The 15487-nt window shown below is 73.0% G+C and carries 15 protein-coding genes, 1 tRNA gene and 1 pseudogene; 8 read left to right on the forward strand and 9 right to left on the reverse strand.

Features of this window, described 5'->3' with window-relative positions; translation table 11 throughout:
• The 6 genes and pseudogenes from HTZ82_RS25385 to HTZ82_RS25410 all read left to right on the forward strand — a co-directional run.
• Window positions 1-341: pseudogene (locus HTZ82_RS25385) on the forward strand (ATP-binding protein); the annotation flags it as partial.
• A 7-nt stretch (window positions 342-348) separates the two neighbouring features.
• Complete coding sequence (locus tag HTZ82_RS25390) at window positions 349-783, forward strand: roadblock/LC7 domain-containing protein (protein ID WP_175411734.1); 435 nt, start codon at window positions 349-351, stop codon at window positions 781-783.
• 2 nt (window positions 784-785) lie between these two features.
• Entirely contained in the window at window positions 786-1157 is a 372-nt protein-coding gene (locus tag HTZ82_RS25395) for a DUF742 domain-containing protein (RefSeq protein WP_375540861.1), read from the forward strand.
• Complete coding sequence (locus HTZ82_RS25400; protein WP_175411735.1) at window positions 1135-1788, forward strand: ATP/GTP-binding protein; 654 nt, start codon at window positions 1135-1137, stop codon at window positions 1786-1788. Before HTZ82_RS25395 ends, HTZ82_RS25400 begins: the two co-directional genes overlap by 23 nt.
• Complete coding sequence (locus tag HTZ82_RS25405) at window positions 1785-2348, forward strand: GAF domain-containing protein (protein ID WP_175411736.1); 564 nt, start codon at window positions 1785-1787, stop codon at window positions 2346-2348. Before HTZ82_RS25400 ends, HTZ82_RS25405 begins: the two co-directional genes overlap by 4 nt.
• 93 nt (window positions 2349-2441) lie before the next feature.
• Window positions 2442-2515: transfer RNA gene (locus HTZ82_RS25410), tRNA-Pro, on the forward strand.
• A gap of 227 nt (window positions 2516-2742) precedes the next feature.
• Here the strand turns inward: HTZ82_RS25410 and HTZ82_RS25415 are convergent.
• On the reverse strand, window positions 2743-4614 hold the full coding sequence (locus HTZ82_RS25415) for an ABC transporter ATP-binding protein (protein WP_175411755.1): 1872 nt from the start codon (window positions 4612-4614) through the stop codon (window positions 2743-2745).
• Window positions 4615-5108: 494 nt separating this feature from the next.
• Here HTZ82_RS25415 and HTZ82_RS25420 point away from each other — a divergent pair, with 494 nt between their 5' ends.
• Window positions 5109-5807, forward strand: a complete 699-nt coding sequence (locus HTZ82_RS25420; protein ID WP_175411737.1) for a TetR/AcrR family transcriptional regulator — start codon at window positions 5109-5111, stop codon at window positions 5805-5807.
• 178 nt (window positions 5808-5985) lie between these two features.
• Here HTZ82_RS25420 and HTZ82_RS25425 read toward each other — a convergent pair whose 3' ends face one another.
• From HTZ82_RS25425 to HTZ82_RS25460, 8 genes are all read right to left on the reverse strand, one after another.
• A complete protein-coding gene (locus tag HTZ82_RS25425) occupies window positions 5986-6750 on the reverse strand; it encodes a glucose 1-dehydrogenase (RefSeq protein ID WP_175411738.1) in 765 nt (254 codons plus the stop codon).
• Window positions 6743-7951: an MFS transporter gene (locus HTZ82_RS25430; RefSeq protein WP_175411739.1), complete on the reverse strand. Its 1209-nt coding sequence runs from the start codon at window positions 7949-7951 to the stop codon at window positions 6743-6745. The genes HTZ82_RS25425 and HTZ82_RS25430 overlap by 8 nt, the downstream gene beginning before the upstream one ends.
• A 3-nt stretch (window positions 7952-7954) precedes the next feature.
• The gene (locus HTZ82_RS25435) at window positions 7955-8509 is read right to left on the reverse strand and encodes a quercetin 2,3-dioxygenase (RefSeq protein ID WP_175411740.1); all 555 of its coding nucleotides are present in this window, start codon (window positions 8507-8509) and stop codon (window positions 7955-7957) included.
• Between the two features lie 12 nt (window positions 8510-8521).
• A complete protein-coding gene (locus tag HTZ82_RS25440; RefSeq protein ID WP_175411741.1) occupies window positions 8522-9580 on the reverse strand; it encodes a methionyl-tRNA formyltransferase in 1059 nt (352 codons plus the stop codon).
• 43 nt (window positions 9581-9623) lie between these two features.
• Window positions 9624-10817 carry an acyl-CoA dehydrogenase family protein gene (locus HTZ82_RS25445; RefSeq protein WP_175411742.1) on the reverse strand — a complete coding sequence of 398 codons (1194 nt, stop codon included), beginning with the start codon at window positions 10815-10817 and terminating at the stop codon, window positions 9624-9626.
• Window positions 10818-10844: 27 nt separating this feature from the next.
• A complete protein-coding gene (locus HTZ82_RS25450) occupies window positions 10845-12377 on the reverse strand; it encodes an FAD-binding oxidoreductase (protein WP_175411743.1) in 1533 nt (510 codons plus the stop codon).
• A gap of 225 nt (window positions 12378-12602) precedes the next feature.
• A complete protein-coding gene (locus tag HTZ82_RS25455; RefSeq protein ID WP_217624560.1) occupies window positions 12603-13067 on the reverse strand; it encodes a chorismate mutase in 465 nt (154 codons plus the stop codon).
• Complete coding sequence (locus HTZ82_RS25460) at window positions 13064-13597, reverse strand: flavin reductase family protein (protein WP_175411745.1); 534 nt, start codon at window positions 13595-13597, stop codon at window positions 13064-13066. The genes HTZ82_RS25455 and HTZ82_RS25460 overlap by 4 nt, the downstream gene beginning before the upstream one ends.
• Before the next feature lie 145 nt (window positions 13598-13742).
• On the opposite strand from HTZ82_RS25460, the gene HTZ82_RS25465 reads away from it, so the two are divergent.
• Entirely contained in the window at window positions 13743-15191 is a 1449-nt protein-coding gene (locus tag HTZ82_RS25465) for an amino acid permease (RefSeq protein WP_309235676.1), read from the forward strand.
• Window positions 15192-15487 lie beyond the last annotated feature (296 nt).

The following is a 15487-nucleotide window of genomic DNA, read 5'->3' on the forward strand; positions in this document are numbered from 1 at the left end:
AGCCGCCCGCGCCGGTGCAGCCGCCCGCGCCGGTGCAGCCGCCCGCGCCGGCCCACCTTCCCCCGGACGGCACCGGCCGGGCCCCCGAGGACCGTCCCCGGCTGCCCAAGCGGCGTGCCCAGGAGCACCTCGTCCCGCAACTGCGCGACGAGCCCGTTCGCCGCCTCGGCGACGACCACGACCACGTCCTGCACGACCCCGGACTCATGGCGGCCTTCCAGCGCGGCATCGGCCTCGCCGAGTCAATGCCGCCACCGCATTCCGAGCACGGGCCGCAAGCCGCCGACGACGGCGAAGACCCCACCGCACCGCAGCGACACGACGAAGCGCACAAGGAGTAGATGCACCATGGCGAGCGATGTGCCGACCGTCCGTTCCTCGGATCTCGACTGGCTGCTGACCGGACTGGTCCAGCGCGTTCCGTACACCCGCAGCGCGGTTCTGCTCTCCTCGGACGGCCTGGTGAAATCGGTGCACGGCCTGGACCCCGACAGCGCCGACCACATGGCGGCCCTGTCGTCCGGTCTCTACTCCCTCGGACGCAGCGCCGGCGCCCGGTTCGGCGACGGCGGCGAGGTACGCCAGGTGGTCGTCGAACTCGACACCACCCTGCTGTTCGTCTCCACCGCCGGCTCCGGCACCTGCCTCGCCGTCGTCGCCGGCCGCGAGGCCGACGCCGCCGTCCTCGGCTACGAGATGGCGATGCTGGTCAAGAGCGTACGGCCGTACCTCGTGACACCCCCCAGGCACGCGGCGGCCGCCCCGGGCGTGCCGGGGCGCTGACCGTGCCGCCCCGGCAGGACCGGCCCTGGCTCGACGACGCGGCCGGCCGCCTCGTCCGCCCCTACACGGTGAGCGGCGGCCGCACCCGGCCCACGGCCACGCTGGACCTGCTCTCCCTGGTGATGGCCACGGGAACGGTGCCCCCGGCACCGCTCGGGCCCGAGCACAGCCTGGCCCTCGGGCTGTGCGACGCGCCGACCTCGGTGGCCGAGGTCGCGGCGCACTTACGGCTGCCCGCGGTCGTCACCAAGGTGCTGCTCTCGGACCTCGTGGAGTGCGGAGCACTCACCGCACGGGCGCCCCGCCACCACGACGACACCACCGACCGTTCCCTGCTGGAGGCAGTGCTCGATGGCCTACGACGACGGCTCTGAACGCCGGGAGAGCCGGGCCGAGAACCCCGAGAACGCCGAGAACGGGGACGTCTTCCCCACCGCCCTGAAAATCCTCGTCGCGGGCGGATTCGGCGTGGGCAAGACGACCTTCGTCGGCGCCGTGAGCGAGATCGAACCGCTCAGCACGGAGGAGCTGCTCACGCAGGTGAGCGCCGCCACCGACAGCCTGGAGGGCGTCGAGTCCAAGACCACCACCACGGTCGCCATGGACTTCGGCCGGATCACCCTCGACGCACGGCACGTCCTGTACCTCTTCGGCACCCCCGGCCAGGAGCGTTTCTGGTTCCTGTGGGACGAGCTGTCCGAGGGCGCGCTCGGAGCGGTCGTCCTCGCCGACACCCGGCGCCTCCAGGACTCGTTCTCGGCCGTGGACTTCTTCGAGCGGCGCGGCATCCGGTTCGTCGTCGCCGTCAACGAGTTCGACGGCTCGTACCGCTACGCACCCGGCGAGGTGCGGGCCGCCATCGACCTCAAGCCGGAGGTGCCGGTCGTGCTGTGCGACGCCCGGATCGCCGCCTCCGGGATCCAGACCCTGGTCACCCTGGTCCGGCATCTGCTGGCCACCGATCCGGCCCCGGCACCGGCGCCGAGCCATGGAGCACCTCGATGACGTACGAACCGACCGGACGCCTCCTGCTGACCCCCGTCGACCAGGAGGCCCCGCTGCGTGTGCGACGGCTGCGCCAGCTGGGCCTGGGGGAGCGGCCCGACCCCGCCTTCGACGCGTTCGCCCGCAGGCTCGCCGAGGTGACGGCGGCGCCCTACGCGATGGTCAACTTCATCGACGAGAACCGCCAGTTCTTCGCGGGCCTGCACACCCCGACGGGCACACACTCCGGTACGGGCCTCGGCGCAGCCGCCGGCGGGGCCGGCCGCTACATGGCCCGCGACCACGGCTACTGCCCGCACGTGGTGGTCCGCCGCAAGGCGCTGGTCCTGGAGGACGTCTGCGACTACCCCCGGTTCGCCGGCAACCCGGTCGTGGACGAGATCGGCATCCGGTCCTACCTCGGCGCGCCGCTGATCGACCGTACGGGCACCGCGCTCGGCACCGTCTGCGTCGTGGACACCGAGCCCCGGCCGTGGGGCCGGGCGGGCCTTGAGACGATCAAGTCCATGGCGGCGGAGCTGGTGGCCCAGATCCACCGCCGCGAGGACGGCCGCCTCTGAGCGCGCCGCGGAAGCGGTTAGTGATCAACGCCCGGAGTGCGGTATTGTTCTCGTGCACGCCGGGCCGGGGGAAACCCCAGGTCAGACGGGCATCGGGACGTGGCGCAGCTTGGTAGCGCACTTGACTGGGGGTCAAGGGGTCGCAGGTTCAAATCCTGTCGTCCCGACTTGAGAAAGTCGCAGGTCAGGGGCCGTTTCAGAGAAATCTGGAACGGCCCCTTGACCGTTTTTGGAGACCACTTGGGGACCAAGCCGCTCCTGGCCGGTCAGCGGGAGCCTGGAAGCGTACGAGGAGCGGGAGGCGAAGGCGCCGGCAGCGGCGGGGGATGGGGGCACGGGGCGTCCTTGACGGGCTCAGCCCGCCGGGGCGGGACAAGGGGCGAGACCAGGTCGGTCAGCGGTCCTGGGAGAGTGCCAGGAGTTCGGCGAAGGTCCCGCCGCCGTGGGCGAGGTCGTCGTACCGGCCCTGTTCGGTGATCCGGCCGTGCTCCATCACGATGATGTGGTCGGCGATCCTGGTGTTCTCCAGGCGGTGGGTGACCACGAGGGTGATGCGGTCGGCGGAGATGGCCTTGATCTGCTCGAAGATCTGATGCTCGCCCCGGGGATCCATCTGGGAGGTGGGCTCGTCGAGGATCAGCAGCTCGGGCCGGCGGTACAAGGCCCTGGAGCACGCGATGCGCTGCCACTGACCGCCGGAGAGCTCCGTGCCGCCCCAGAGGTCCCTGGCGAGGAGGGTGTCGAGACCGGCGGGGAGGTCTTCGACGGCGTCGCGCAGACCGACCGCGTCGACGGCCTCCCACACCGGGGCGTCGTCGTGGGTGCGGGGCTGGCCGAGGGTCACGTTCTCGCGGACGCGCAGCGGCCACTGCGCGAAGATCTGCGGCACCAGACCGGTGAGCGCCCACACGGTGGCGGGGTCCGCCCCGGCAAGGTCGGTGCCGTTCCACGAGACGGTGCCCTTGTCCGGCAGATAGACCCCGGTCAGCAGACGGGTGAGGGTCGACTTCCCCGAGCCGTTCGCCCCGACGATCGCGAGGATCTGACCGCGCCGCAGCGTCAGCGAGACCCCGTCGACGGCGGGCTTGTCCTTGCCCGGGTACCGGTAGACGACCTCCTCCAGGCGGATCTCGTCGACCGGTCCGGCGAGAAGGTCCGGCCCCCGGCGGGGCGCGCGGGCGGCGGCGTCGTCGAGGAAGGACTGCATGTCGCCGAGGTACAGGCTGGTGTGGAAGACCGCAGCGGCGCCGATGACCACCTGGGACAGCGCGGCCAGCGTGGTCTGCACGGCGATCACGGCCGTCGCGGCGACCGCGAGATCGACCCGGCCGGACACGGCCAGCCACGCCAGAACACCCCACGTCGCCAGCAGGAAGACGCCGCCGGCCAGCGCCGACAGCAGAGCGATCCGCAGGGTCCGTGGCGCGGCGGCCAGGCTGCGCCGGTCACACCGGTCGGACAGCGCCCGGTACCAGTAGACGAGGTAGTCGGTCATCGAGTTCGCGCGGACCTCGTCGCTGTACCGGGACTCGGTCGCCCACCAGCGCATCATCCCCCTCACGTTGCGGTCCGCCACGTTCGCGTAGTGGATCTCGTAGTCGACCCGCGCGCTCAGCACGGCTCCGACACCGGCGGGGAGGACGGCGAGCAGGAGCAGCGGCAGCATCAGCGGGTTCAGCACCGACAGAACGCCTGCAGCGGTGACCATGCGGATCACCGCCGACACGAACCGCTGCGCGTCGGTCACCATCACATGGGTCCGCATCACTCCCATCTCGGCCGCTTCGCGCCGGTCCGCGAACCCGTCTTCCGCGTACGCCACCGCCTCGACCCGGCACACCGACTCGACCAGCGCCGAGTCCGTCTCCGTCGTCAGACGTGGCGTGACCCGCCGCTCCGCGTACGAGGCCACCGCCCCGGCCGTACGAGCCAGCGCGGCGGCGAGCGCCACCACCAGCAGCGCCGGCAGCGCGCTCCGCAGCCGCTCCCCGGCGGAACCGGTGCCGAGGACGGGCTCCATGGCCCGGGCGGTGGCCGTCAGGAGCACGGCGGCGGAGACGCCCGTGACCAGCTGGCAGCCGACGAGCAGCTGCACGGCGCGCCGGTCGGTCCGCCACGAGAGCCTCGCGATGCGGCCCAGGACGGCGGGGATCTGTGCGCACATGCGGCGGAAGGAGACCTCGGCGAGCGGGTTGATCGCGTAAGGGCCGCTATAGGTGATCTCCGCGGGCGGGGGTGGAGGCGGCGTGGTCGGCTGCTCGTTCATGGGCGTCGAGGTCAACGGCGGGTCCTCCTGAGCGGTCGTCCGGCGCGGGTCGTGAAGCTCAACGACCCCGCCGAGATATCGAACTGGTGTCTTTCGGACTCCGTCGGATCCCCGGGATTCGGCGCGTGTCGGAGCGTGGAGGATGCACCGACCCGCGTCTCACAACGGAGCTCGCTCGCACGGTGGTTGGCCGAAACGCCGATGGCGACGCCTTTGGAGCGAGGGCGGGCGCGTTGGCGAACCACGGCATGTACGTGACTCGCCGCGTCGGCCTGGACCGGCTGTTGCCTCCCTCGCTGTCAGAGCATGGGTACCGGCGTCAGGGCCGCCCGGCGGGGGCGCACTCGCCTCGGAGGGTTAAAGCGGGACACATAGCGCGGGTGCGGAAAAACAGTACTGATCGGCAATCAGTTTATTAACGGCGTTTACTGTGCCAGGAGTACGCTGCGAACCAAACGCCGTATGGTTCTGCCCCCGACCTGAAGGACAACAGCATGGAAACCAAGCCCACCCGTCGCGCGCGGCTCCGCCAGCAGACGATCGCGGAGATCAAGGAAGCCGCCCTGAAGGCGTTGGCGGAGTCGGGCCCTGCGGGCATCACGCTGCGAGGGATCGCCCGCGAGCTGGGCATGACGGCGGCGGCGCTGTACGGCTACTTCGACACCCGCGACCAGCTGATCTCCACGCTCGCGGCGGACGCCTACAACGAGCTGGCCGACTCCCACGAGGCCGCCCTGGCCGCGCTCCCGCCCGAGGAGGCGGGCCGCCGGGTGCGCGCGGTGTGCGACACGTTCCGCACCTGGTCGGTCGCGAACCCGGCGGCCTTCCGGTTGATCTACGGTGACGGCCTGCCCGGCTTCAGCCCGCCGGCGGACGTCACGGAGGCGGCGCGGCGCTGCTGCATGGCGCTGCTGGACGTGGTCGCGGGCGCCTGGGAGCACGCGCCGGCGGCGATCCGTGAGGACGAGGCGGAGTGGTCGGACTTCCAGGAGTCGCTGGTCACCCCCGCCCGGGAGCAGTTCCCGCACCTGCCGCCGCAGGCGCTCGGACTGACGCTGCGGATCTGGGGACGGATGTACGGACCGGTGATGCTGGAGGTGTTCGGCCACCTCGGTCAGCAGATCGTCGACCCGTCCCAGGTGTATCGCCGCGAAGTTGAAGCGATCATTGAAATGCTAGGCCTCAGCGAGTAATTGCCTACGAATTGCAGACAGATGCCGGAGGGGTGGGTAGTAATTCGATGACAGTTTACCCTTCACGTAAATCCAACACCGCGGTCTCCGCAGGCGCGTGCGCGGTCCCGAGTCCCCGACTGCGCGAAAAGGGCCGGGCCGTCCCACGACGGCCCGGCCCCTCGCAGGGGCACGAAGGTCAGGCGGTGGCCCCGCCGTCCACCGCGAGCGTGGCGCCGGTGACGAACGCGGCGCCGGGCGAGACGAGATAGGCGACCGCCTCGGCGATGTCGGCCGGGGCGCCGTAGCGGCCGAGCGCGGTGCCGGCCCGCTGGAAGTCGGCCGAGGGGCCGTCCGCCGGGTTCATGTCGGTGTCGATCGGACCGGGGCTGACCTGGTTGACGGTGATCCCGCGCGGGCCCAGGTCCCGCGCCAGTCCCCGGGTCAGACCCAGGATCGCGGCCTTGCTGACCGCGTACGGGGTCATCCCGCCGCCCGGGACCCGCTCGCCGAGGCAGGAGCCGATGTTCACGATCCGGCCGCCCTCGGGCAGGTGGCGGGCCGCGGCCTGCGCGGTGAGGAGCGCGCCGCGCACGTTGACGTGCAGGGTGCGGTCGACCACCTCGGGGGTCACGTCGGTCAGTTCGGCGCCGCTGAGGTCCATGAAGCCGGCGTTGTTGACCAGGATGTCGAGGCGGCCGAAGTGGGCGACGGCGGCCTCCACGGCAGCGGCCGGGCCCTCGTGGCCGGCGGCGTCGGCCCGGATCGCGAGGGCCTTGCCGCCCGCCTGCTCGATCTCGGCGACCACCTCGTCGGCCGCCGCGGCGGCGCGGGTGTAGGTGAGGGCCACCCGGATCCCGTCGGCCGCCAGCCGGCGGGCGATTCCGGCGCCGATGCCGCGGCTGGCGCCGGTGACCAGGGCGACCCGGTCCTGCGCGGGGGACGGCGTGGTGGGGTCAGACACGGGTCAGCCTTTCGGTGGTCGGGAGCGGGGAGTCCGCGGCGGCGGGTGCGGAGGGGGTGTTCCGGCGCAGGACTTCGGGCAGCAGCGTCAGCAGCCCGAGCACGGCCATGGCCGCCCCCGTCCACAGCGGGGCGCGCAGGCCCCAGTGCGCGACGCCGATGCCGCCGACCCAGGACCCGACGACCACGCCGAGAGTGATGAAGGAGGTGTGGACGGTGTTGACCAGAGGGCGGTCGTTGGCTGTGCGCATCACCCGGGTCACCATCGCCGGGTTCATGGTCACGCCGACCAGTCCGATGCCGGTCATTGCGACGAGCGCCGTGGCCGCGTTCCCCGCGCCGAGCGCGAACACCGTCAGGAACACGGTGTTCAGCGCCAGGCCGGTGCCGAGCACCGCCAGGGTGTACCGGTCGGCGAGCCGGCCCACCACGGCGTTGCCGAGGACGGTGGCGGCGCCGTAGAGCACCAGCAGCAGCGGGACCGTGCCCGCTGCGAAACCGGTGACGTCGGTGAGGATCGGCACGAAGTAGGAGAAGGCGGCGAAGGTGGCGCCGATGATGAGCATGCTGGTGGCGAAGGCGGCCCACAGCCGGGCGTTGCGGAACGCGCCCAGCTCGGCCCGGACCGAGCCGCCGGCGGCGCCGGTCTCCTCCTTGGCCAGGGCCGGGACCGCGCCGCAGGTGACGGCGAGGGCCAGCGCGGCCAGGGCGGCGACCGCCCAGAAGGCGAACCGCCAGCCGTAGTGCTCCCCGGCCAGCTGCGAGAGCGGCAGGCCGAGCACGGTCCCGACCATCAGGCCGCCGAGCACGATGGAGGTGGCACGGCCGCGCACCTCGGGCCCTGTGACGCGGACGCAGACGGCGAGCGCGACGCCGAAGAACGCGCCGGAGGCGGCTCCGGTGACCAGGCGGGCGGCGACCATCAGGGCGTAGCCGGTGGCGAGGGCGCCGAGCGCCTGGCCGGCGAGGAAGAGGACGTACAGGCAGACCAGGGCGGTCTTCTGGCGCAGCTTCAGCAGGACGGCGGTCAGCAGGGGTCCGCCCACGGCCATGGCCGCGGCGTAGACGGAGACCAGGTAGCCGATCTGCGGGATGCCGGCGCCCAGGTCCTCGGAGAGCTGGGGCATGAGCCCGGCCACCAGGAACTCGCTGGTGACCATCGTGAAGATGCCCAGGCCCAGGACGTAGATGGCGAAGGGCACGGCTCAGACCCCGTCCGTGAGAGAGGGGCCGGACAGCGGGGCCCGGGGTGACTCCTCGTACTGGTACGAGCCGAGCGTCTCGGCGATCTCCTTGGCCCGGGGGTTGTCCGCCGGGTCGAAGACGGGGATCGGCTCGCCGGGGCGGGCCTCGGTGCCGGCCTGGAGGAAGAACTCCTCGAAGCCGCTCGGGGTGAAGATCAGCAACTGCTTGGCGGCGTGCAGGCCCTTGTTGCGGAAGCGGTGCACGGTGCCCTTGGGGACGAAGACGAAGTCGCCGGCCCGGACGTCGTAGGTCTGCCCGTCGGCGTAGAACTCCAGCTCGCCCTCGAGGAGGTAGAAGGCCTCGTCCTCGTTGCGGTGGTCGTGGGCGGGCGGGCCGCCGCCGGGCGGCACGGAGGCCTCCAGCAGCGTGATGGTGCCGCCGGACTGCGCGGTGTCGACCTTGACGGTGTAGACGTCGCCGTTGAGCCAGACCGAGGGGCCTTGGCCGGCGGGGATGTGCAGCACCTTGCCTAGGGCCGGCGGGTGCTCGCCGTGGAGTTGTTCGTTCAGTGACATGGGATACGGACCTCAGGGGGCGGGGACGGGTACGGGTACGGGAGCCGGGCCCGGTACGGGGGCCGGGCCGGCAGGGGCGGGGGTGTGCGGCGAGACCAGGCGGGTGCCGTCGGGCAGCTGGCCGGTGCCGCCGGCCGCGGCCTCCCGGCCGTCGCACTCGGTGGTGAGCACTTCCAGCCAGCCGTCGGCGCAGCCGGCGAAGACCCGGCCCGCCGCGCCGTGCACGACGAGGCCCGGCACCGGCGGCTGGCCGGGGGCGCCGGCGGGCTCCGGATCGGCGGACAGGATCCGCACCCGGCGGCCCGCCTCGTCGGCCGTCCAGGCGCCGGGCGAGCGGTAGCCGGCCCGGACGTGCCGTGCCACGACGGCGGCGGGCGACCGGAAGTCCAGGCGCAGGTCGGCGTCCGAGGGGCGGCCGAAGTACGAGCGCAGCGACGGGTCCTGCGGGATCGGGCGGTAGCTTCGGTCGACGAGCTGCGGAATGAGCTCCAGCAGCATCAGGACGTTGGCGCGCTCCTGGGCGGTGCGCAGCTCGATCGCGGTCTCGCGGCCGGTGAGCGGCACCTGGTGCTGCATGATCAGGTCGCCGCTGTCCAGGACGGGCGCCATCTCGATGGCGGAGACGGCGGACTCGGTCGCGCCCTCGCGGATCATCCAGTAGAAGGGCGAGAGGCCGGCGAAGGCGGGCAGCGGCGAGGGGTGGAAGTTGACCGCCGTGACCCGGGGTACCGACAGCAGCCGCTCGCGCATGATCTGCTGGAAGTTCGCGACGATGAAGTAGTCGGCGCCGTAGTCCGCCAACTCCTCGATGAAGGCCGGCCGGTTGACCGAGGCGGGCCGCAGCACCGGCACGCCGAGCGCGGCGCCCTGGGTGACCAGGTCGACCTGCTCGGGGTCGTCGGTGAAGTACGAGCAGCGCTTGCCCTGCGGAGAGGTCACCACCGCGGCCAGGTCGACCTGCGGGTGGCCGTGGAGCATGCTCAGGAACGGCGAGCCGAGCTTGGAGTTGACCTCCGAGAACAGCACGACGCGTATGCGGCCCGCGGGATCCGTGGGGGCCGTGGGAGCCATGGGTCGGGAAACCTTTCTCTGGAACGGACGGGAACGGGCCGGTCTAGAAGAAGGGGCTGGTCGACTTCCCGCCGAGCAGCACGTTGCCGGTGAGCTGGAGGATCGAGTCCTGGGCGACCGCGTGCTGGTTCATCGTCCAGGCGTCGCGCAGCCAGCGGTCCAGCGGCGAGGGCTTGTAGACGGAGGAGCCACCGACCAGGTCGAAGAGGGTCTGGACGATGTCGCGGCCGGTGCGGAAGGCGTGCCGGCGGGCGATGGCGGTGGCCACCCGGGCGTCGTCGGTCAGCTCGGTGCCGCCGGCCAGTGCGTCCCACTGGCGGGTCAGGCTGGCGTACACCCCGGAGCGGGCGGCGAGGAGTTCGCCCTCCAGCCGGGCGATGGTGCTCTGGACGCGGTGGTCCTGGGTCCAGGGGGTGCCGGTCTCGCGGTCGGTGCGGTGCCGGGCCAGCTCCCGCACGTGATCCAGCGCGGCGCGCGCCACGCCCAGCGGGATGCCGGACATCTTGCGCAGGATCGCGTCGGGGCTGGCATGCAGGGGGCCGGTGCGGCGCGGGCCGGAGAAGCTGAAGGAGCGCTCCTCGGGGACGAACAGGTCCTCGCAGGAGTAGTCCTGGCTGCCGGAGCCGGCCAGGCCCGTGGTGTGCCAGGTGTCGTGGAAGGTGTAGGCGTCCGGCCGCGAGATCAGCACCCGCCAGTGCGTGGGCTCGCCGGTGACCGGGTCCGGCTCCGGGTTGCCGTCCTCGTCCACGATCAGGCAGCCGGCGCCGAGCCAGTCGCAGTGGGCGGAGCCGGAGCCGAACTTCCAGCGGCCGGTGAGCCGGTAGCCGCCCTCGGTGCGCACGGCGCGGCCCTGCGGATAGATCCAGCCGGAGTTGGCCAGGTCGAGCGAGGGGTACATCCGGCGGGCGACCTCGTCGTCGAGGTAGCCGGAGTAGATGCCGGAATCCATGCCGATCATCGCGCACCAGGCGGTGGAGGCGTCGCCGGTGGCGAGGGTCTCGATCAGCTCGCACTGCTGCATGGAGGTGAGTTCCGGGCCGCCCCACGTCTTGGGCATGGCGGCACGGAAGACGCCGCCGTCGCGCAGCAGGGCGACGATGTCATCGGGCAGGGTGCGGTTGGCCTCGATGCGGGGTCCGGCCTCGCGCAGCAGCGGCACCAGGGTGCGGGCGTGCGCGAGGATCGCCTCCGCGGTGTCGGGGATCTGCGCGGGGGTGGCTTCGGTGGTCGCGGTCATGGCTGGGTCCTTCGGTGAGCTGGGTGGTCAGAGGTAGCGGCCGGGCGCGAGCGTGCGGCGCGGGTCGACGAGCGTGGCGATGTCACGGACCAGCTCGGCGTCGGCGGCGTCCGGGGCGTGGGTGCGGCCCCAGCCGCCGTGCGCGGCGTCCAGGCGGTACGGCGCCCAGCCGGAGTCGGCGAAGAGCGCGTACGCCCGGTCGAGCGCGCGGTGCGCGGCCTCGGCCTGGGTGGTCCGGTCGAAGGGGAAGGAGACGACCAGGTCGATGACGTCGGCGTCGAGGGCGTTGACGGTGGCGCCGGGCCGGATGCCGGTCTCGGCGTGGACGGTGTCGAGCAGGGCCAGGGCGCGGGAGGTGTCGGTGCCGGTGAAGGGGATCAGCGGCAGGAAGAACAGCCAGCCGTTGCCCTCGGTGTCGACGAGGTCGGCGCGGGTGCCGGTCGCGGAGGCGAGCATGTCCTCGTTGAACTCGACCGAGCCTGCGTAGGCCGCCTGGACGACCTTGGAGACGGTGTCGTCGGCCGCGGGCTCCTCTCCGGCCGTGATCCGGTCGAACAGGCCGGTGGCACGGGCCTCTTCGACGAGCGCGCCGACCAGGGCGTCGAGGGTGCCGGCGGTGGCGTCCACGCACAGGTGGGCGAGGTAACCGTGGCCGCGCTCGCCGCCGTACGTGGCGGTGGAGGCGGTGTCGTAGATCTTCACGACGCCGGAGACCACGTTGCCGGCCCGCCAGCGGTGTATCAGGTCCACGGCTTCGGACAGCCGCTCGCGGCCGAAGGAGAGCCGGACCACGCGCTGGGCCTCGGGGCGCGGCAGCAGCCGGACCACCGCGGCGGTGACGACGGCCAGCGGGGACTGTGTGAACAGGTGCAGGGTGCTGGGGCCGAGGCCGTACGGGTTGGCGGCGGCGCCCGCGGTGGTGCCCGGCCACCAGCCGGTGCGCACCAGGCGGCCGTCGGGGAGCACGGCCTCCAGGCCGAGCAGGTCTTCGGTGCGCTGGCGACGCAGGCCCACGCCCCGGTCGACGAGGTTGCCGACGAGGGAGGTGTGGCCGGAGGAGGCGGTGACGTTGAGCATGCGGTCGGTGCCGGCGAGCCGGGCGGCGAGGGCGGCCTGGGTGACGCCGGGCTCGACGACGGCGTACCCGGCGTCGGTGTCGAGGGCGCGCACGGCGTCGAGGCGGTCGAGTTCGAGGCGGACCACGGGTCCGGCGGCCGGCTCCTTCGAGCCCAGGCCCCAGTTGCGGCCGGTGGAGACGGCGTGCAGGCCGGGCAGGCCGGCGCGGGTGCCGCCGTGGGCGTCGAAGGCGCGGACGACGAGCCGTACGTCCTCGGTGCTTCCGGGACGCAGGACGCCGTGCAGCGGGCGGGCGGCGAAGGCGGAGACGTTCGCCTCGGCGGGCAGCGGACCGGCGGCGCCGCCGTCGGAGCGGATCACGTGATCGGGGCCGAGGACGGCGGCGACGGTGTCCAGGACCGTGTCGAGGACGGGAGCGGGGGCGGTCCCCGCGGCGCCGTCCTGGGCCGCGGGGAGGTCGGGGCGGGTGGCGGTTTCGGGCATGGCGAATCCTCGGAGGTGCGTACGCGGACGACGGCGTACGGAACGTGGTGGGAGGGAAGGAGGCGCAGGGCCGGCTCGGGCCGCCGGGCGGCTCGGATGCCGGGCTCAGGTGCCGGGCTCGGATACCGGGCTCGGGCTCACGTGGTGCGTTGAGCTCGGGTGGCGGGCCGGGGCTGTGCCTCGGTCGGACGTGGAATCGGGCGGGGACCCGGCTCGGATCAGGGCTCAGGTGCCGGGCCGGGTCGGGGCCGCGCCGGCGAGGTAGGCCGGTACGGGCCGACCGGGCCGGTCCCAGCGGAGGTGGGCCAGCACCCGCAGTGTGCGGGCGGGTGCCCCGTCGAAGGCGGCGTCCTGCGCGCAGAGTGCGGGCAGGTCCCAGCCCGCCTCGTGCAGGACGAGCGCCGGGTTGGTGGCGGTGAGGTCCGGGGTCTGGGTGAACATCAGGCTGAGCAGGTCGGCCCGTTCGAGGCGGTTGGCCGCCAGGAGCGCGGCGAGCAGGTCGTGGGTGGCACGGGCGATGGCCGGCGCGGTGTCGTCGGCCACGGCGATGGCGCCGCGCACGGCGGCGAGGCCGGCGGCCGTGGACGTGCCGTCGGGCGTCCGGGCTCCCGTCCGTCCGCCCGCGACGGCCGGCGGCGTCGTCCCGGGACCCGCCGCCGGAGTGGCGCGCGGGCCCGCTTCCGGGCTCAACTCCCGTCCGCGGCGGCGGAGGTGAAGCGCCCCTGGTGGAACACCAGGGCGTCCTGCGGCTCCTCGGAGCATGTGGTGTGCAGGACCCGGGCCAGGAAGAGGCTGTGGTCCCCGCCCGGGTAGGTCTCCTCGACCTCGCAGGCGAGCGAGGCGAGGGCCCCGGGCAGCACGTCGTGCCCCTCGGCCGAGCGGTCGAGGAAGGCCCCCAGGGTGTGCCCGGACGGCTTCTCCCGGGAGGCGAACAGGCGTGCCACATCGCCTTGGTGGGCGGCGAGCAGGTGGATCCCGAGCCGGCCGCTGGCGGCGATGACGGGGTGCGCGCGTGCGGTCTTCATGACGGAGACCAGGACGCGTGGCGGGTCGAGCGAGACCGAGGTGAACGCGTTGACGGTCATGGCCACGGCGGACTCGTCGCTGCCGCTGCTGAGGACGGTCACCCCGGTGGGATAGCGGCGCATGACGTCCCGCAGATCCGCGGGCGCGCGGCCCGCGGTCGTGCCGCGGGCATGGGTGATGGATGGTGCAGGCATGACTCCCCCTTCGCACGGTAGTGCGAATCCTGTTGCCGCCTAAACGCTAGCGCGACTTGTGAACGCTGATAGCTTTTCTAACACAGATTGCGCCACACTGGTCAACCGAGACCCCGTCAACAAACCGCTTGCACAAGGGAAAACCGTGACGCCACCGCCCTGCCGCACCGCCCAAGCAGCGCTCCGTTCCCGCCATTTGGCGATGCTCGCCCTCGGCGGCGTCATAGGCGCCGGACTGTTCGTCGGCACCGGCGCCGGGCTCGCCGCCGCCGGGCCCGCGGTGCTCGTCTCGTACCTGCTGGCCGCAGCGCTCGCCCTGGCGATCATGCGCATGCTGGGCGAACTGGCCGCCGCCCTGCCGGAGTCGGGGTCCTTCTCGGTCTACGCGCGCCGGGCGCTGGGGCCGTGGGCGGGGTTCACGACCGGCTGGCTGTACACGTGGGTCACAGCGGTCGCCATCGCGGTGGAGGCCCTGGCCGGCGCGGCGATCCTGCACACGTGGTGGCCGTCCGTGCCTTCGTGGGCCTTCACGCTCGCCGCGATGACGATCTTCACTATGGTGAACATGGCAGACGTACGGACCTTCGGTGAGGCCGAGTTCTGGTTCGCCTCGCTGAAGGTCCTGGCGGTCCTCGCCTTCATCGCGCTGGGCGCCGCGGCCCTCCTCGGACTGCTGCCCGGCACCCACTCACCGGGACTGGCGCACCTCGCCGGCGACGGGGGATTCGCCCCGCACGGCCTGTCCGGCATCGTGACGGCGCTCCTGGGAGTGGTGTTCGCCTTCGGCGGCATGGAGGTCATCGGCATGGCGGCGGCCGAGTCGCACGACCCGGGCCGCAGCATCCGCACCGCGGTCCGTACCGCGATCTGGCGGATCGCCCTGTTCTACCTCGGGTCGGTTCTCGTCCTCGTGCTGCTCCTGCCCTGGCGGTCGGCGCGCCCCGGCGAGAGCCCGTACGTCGCCGCGCTCGTCCGCCTCGGCATCCCGCACGCCGACGTGATCACCCAGGCGGTGATCCTCGTGGCCCTGCTCTCGGCCCTCAACGCCAACCTGTACGGCACCTCGCGCATGCTGCACTCGCTCGCCGAGCGCGGCGAGGCACCCCGGGCACTGGCCCGCCGGACCGGGCGCCGGGTGCCGGCCCGCGCGGTGGCCGCCGCCTCGGCCGTCGGCTTCGCCGCGGTCGTCCCGGAGGCCCTGGCCCCGGGCGCGGCCCTCCCGCTGCTGGCCAAGGCGATGGGCGCGGCGATGCTGTTCATGTGGCTGGCGCTGGCCTGCTCCCACCTGGTCCTGCGCCGGTCTCTGGAACGCGCCGGCCGTCTGGTGCTCCGCACCCGCGGCTTCCCGGCCACCACGCGCGCGGTGATCGGTGCCATCGCCGTCCTCATGGTGCTGATGGCCTTGTCCTCCGCCACCCGCCCCCAACTCCTCACCTCCGGAGCCCTGTCCGCAGCCCTGGCCCTGACCGGCGCGCATCTCCACCGACGCCACCGTCGGAACCCGGGTCGGCGGACCACTTCCCCGGCCCCTTCCGCTGCGTCGCGGGAACCGTACCCGCCGGCGCGACAGCACTCGGTCCCGGCCGGCGACTGACCGATGGCCGCGCGGGGCGGGGCTCATCGGTGTCCGGGTGTCGCGCACCGGGATGCGGCCCCTCCTATGTGCGCTGCCGGAAGGGCCGCCTTCGGCCCGGTTCACGGCATCGCCGCAGGCCTCGTCCCCTCGTCGAAGTCGGCGAACAGTCGGCCGAGGTCGTCGCGCACAAGGGCGAGCTGCCCGACCTCGGACACGCGATCCTCTTCGACTTCACGAGCCTGACGGGCTCACGGAGGCCGTCCCCGTACGCGCGAGTGGAACCGATCACGATCACGGGGACGGTGTCCGGAGGG

The sequence above is a fragment of the Streptomyces sp. TRM64462 genome, from assembly GCF_013362995.1.
GTDB lineage: Bacteria > Actinomycetota > Actinomycetes > Streptomycetales > Streptomycetaceae > Streptomyces.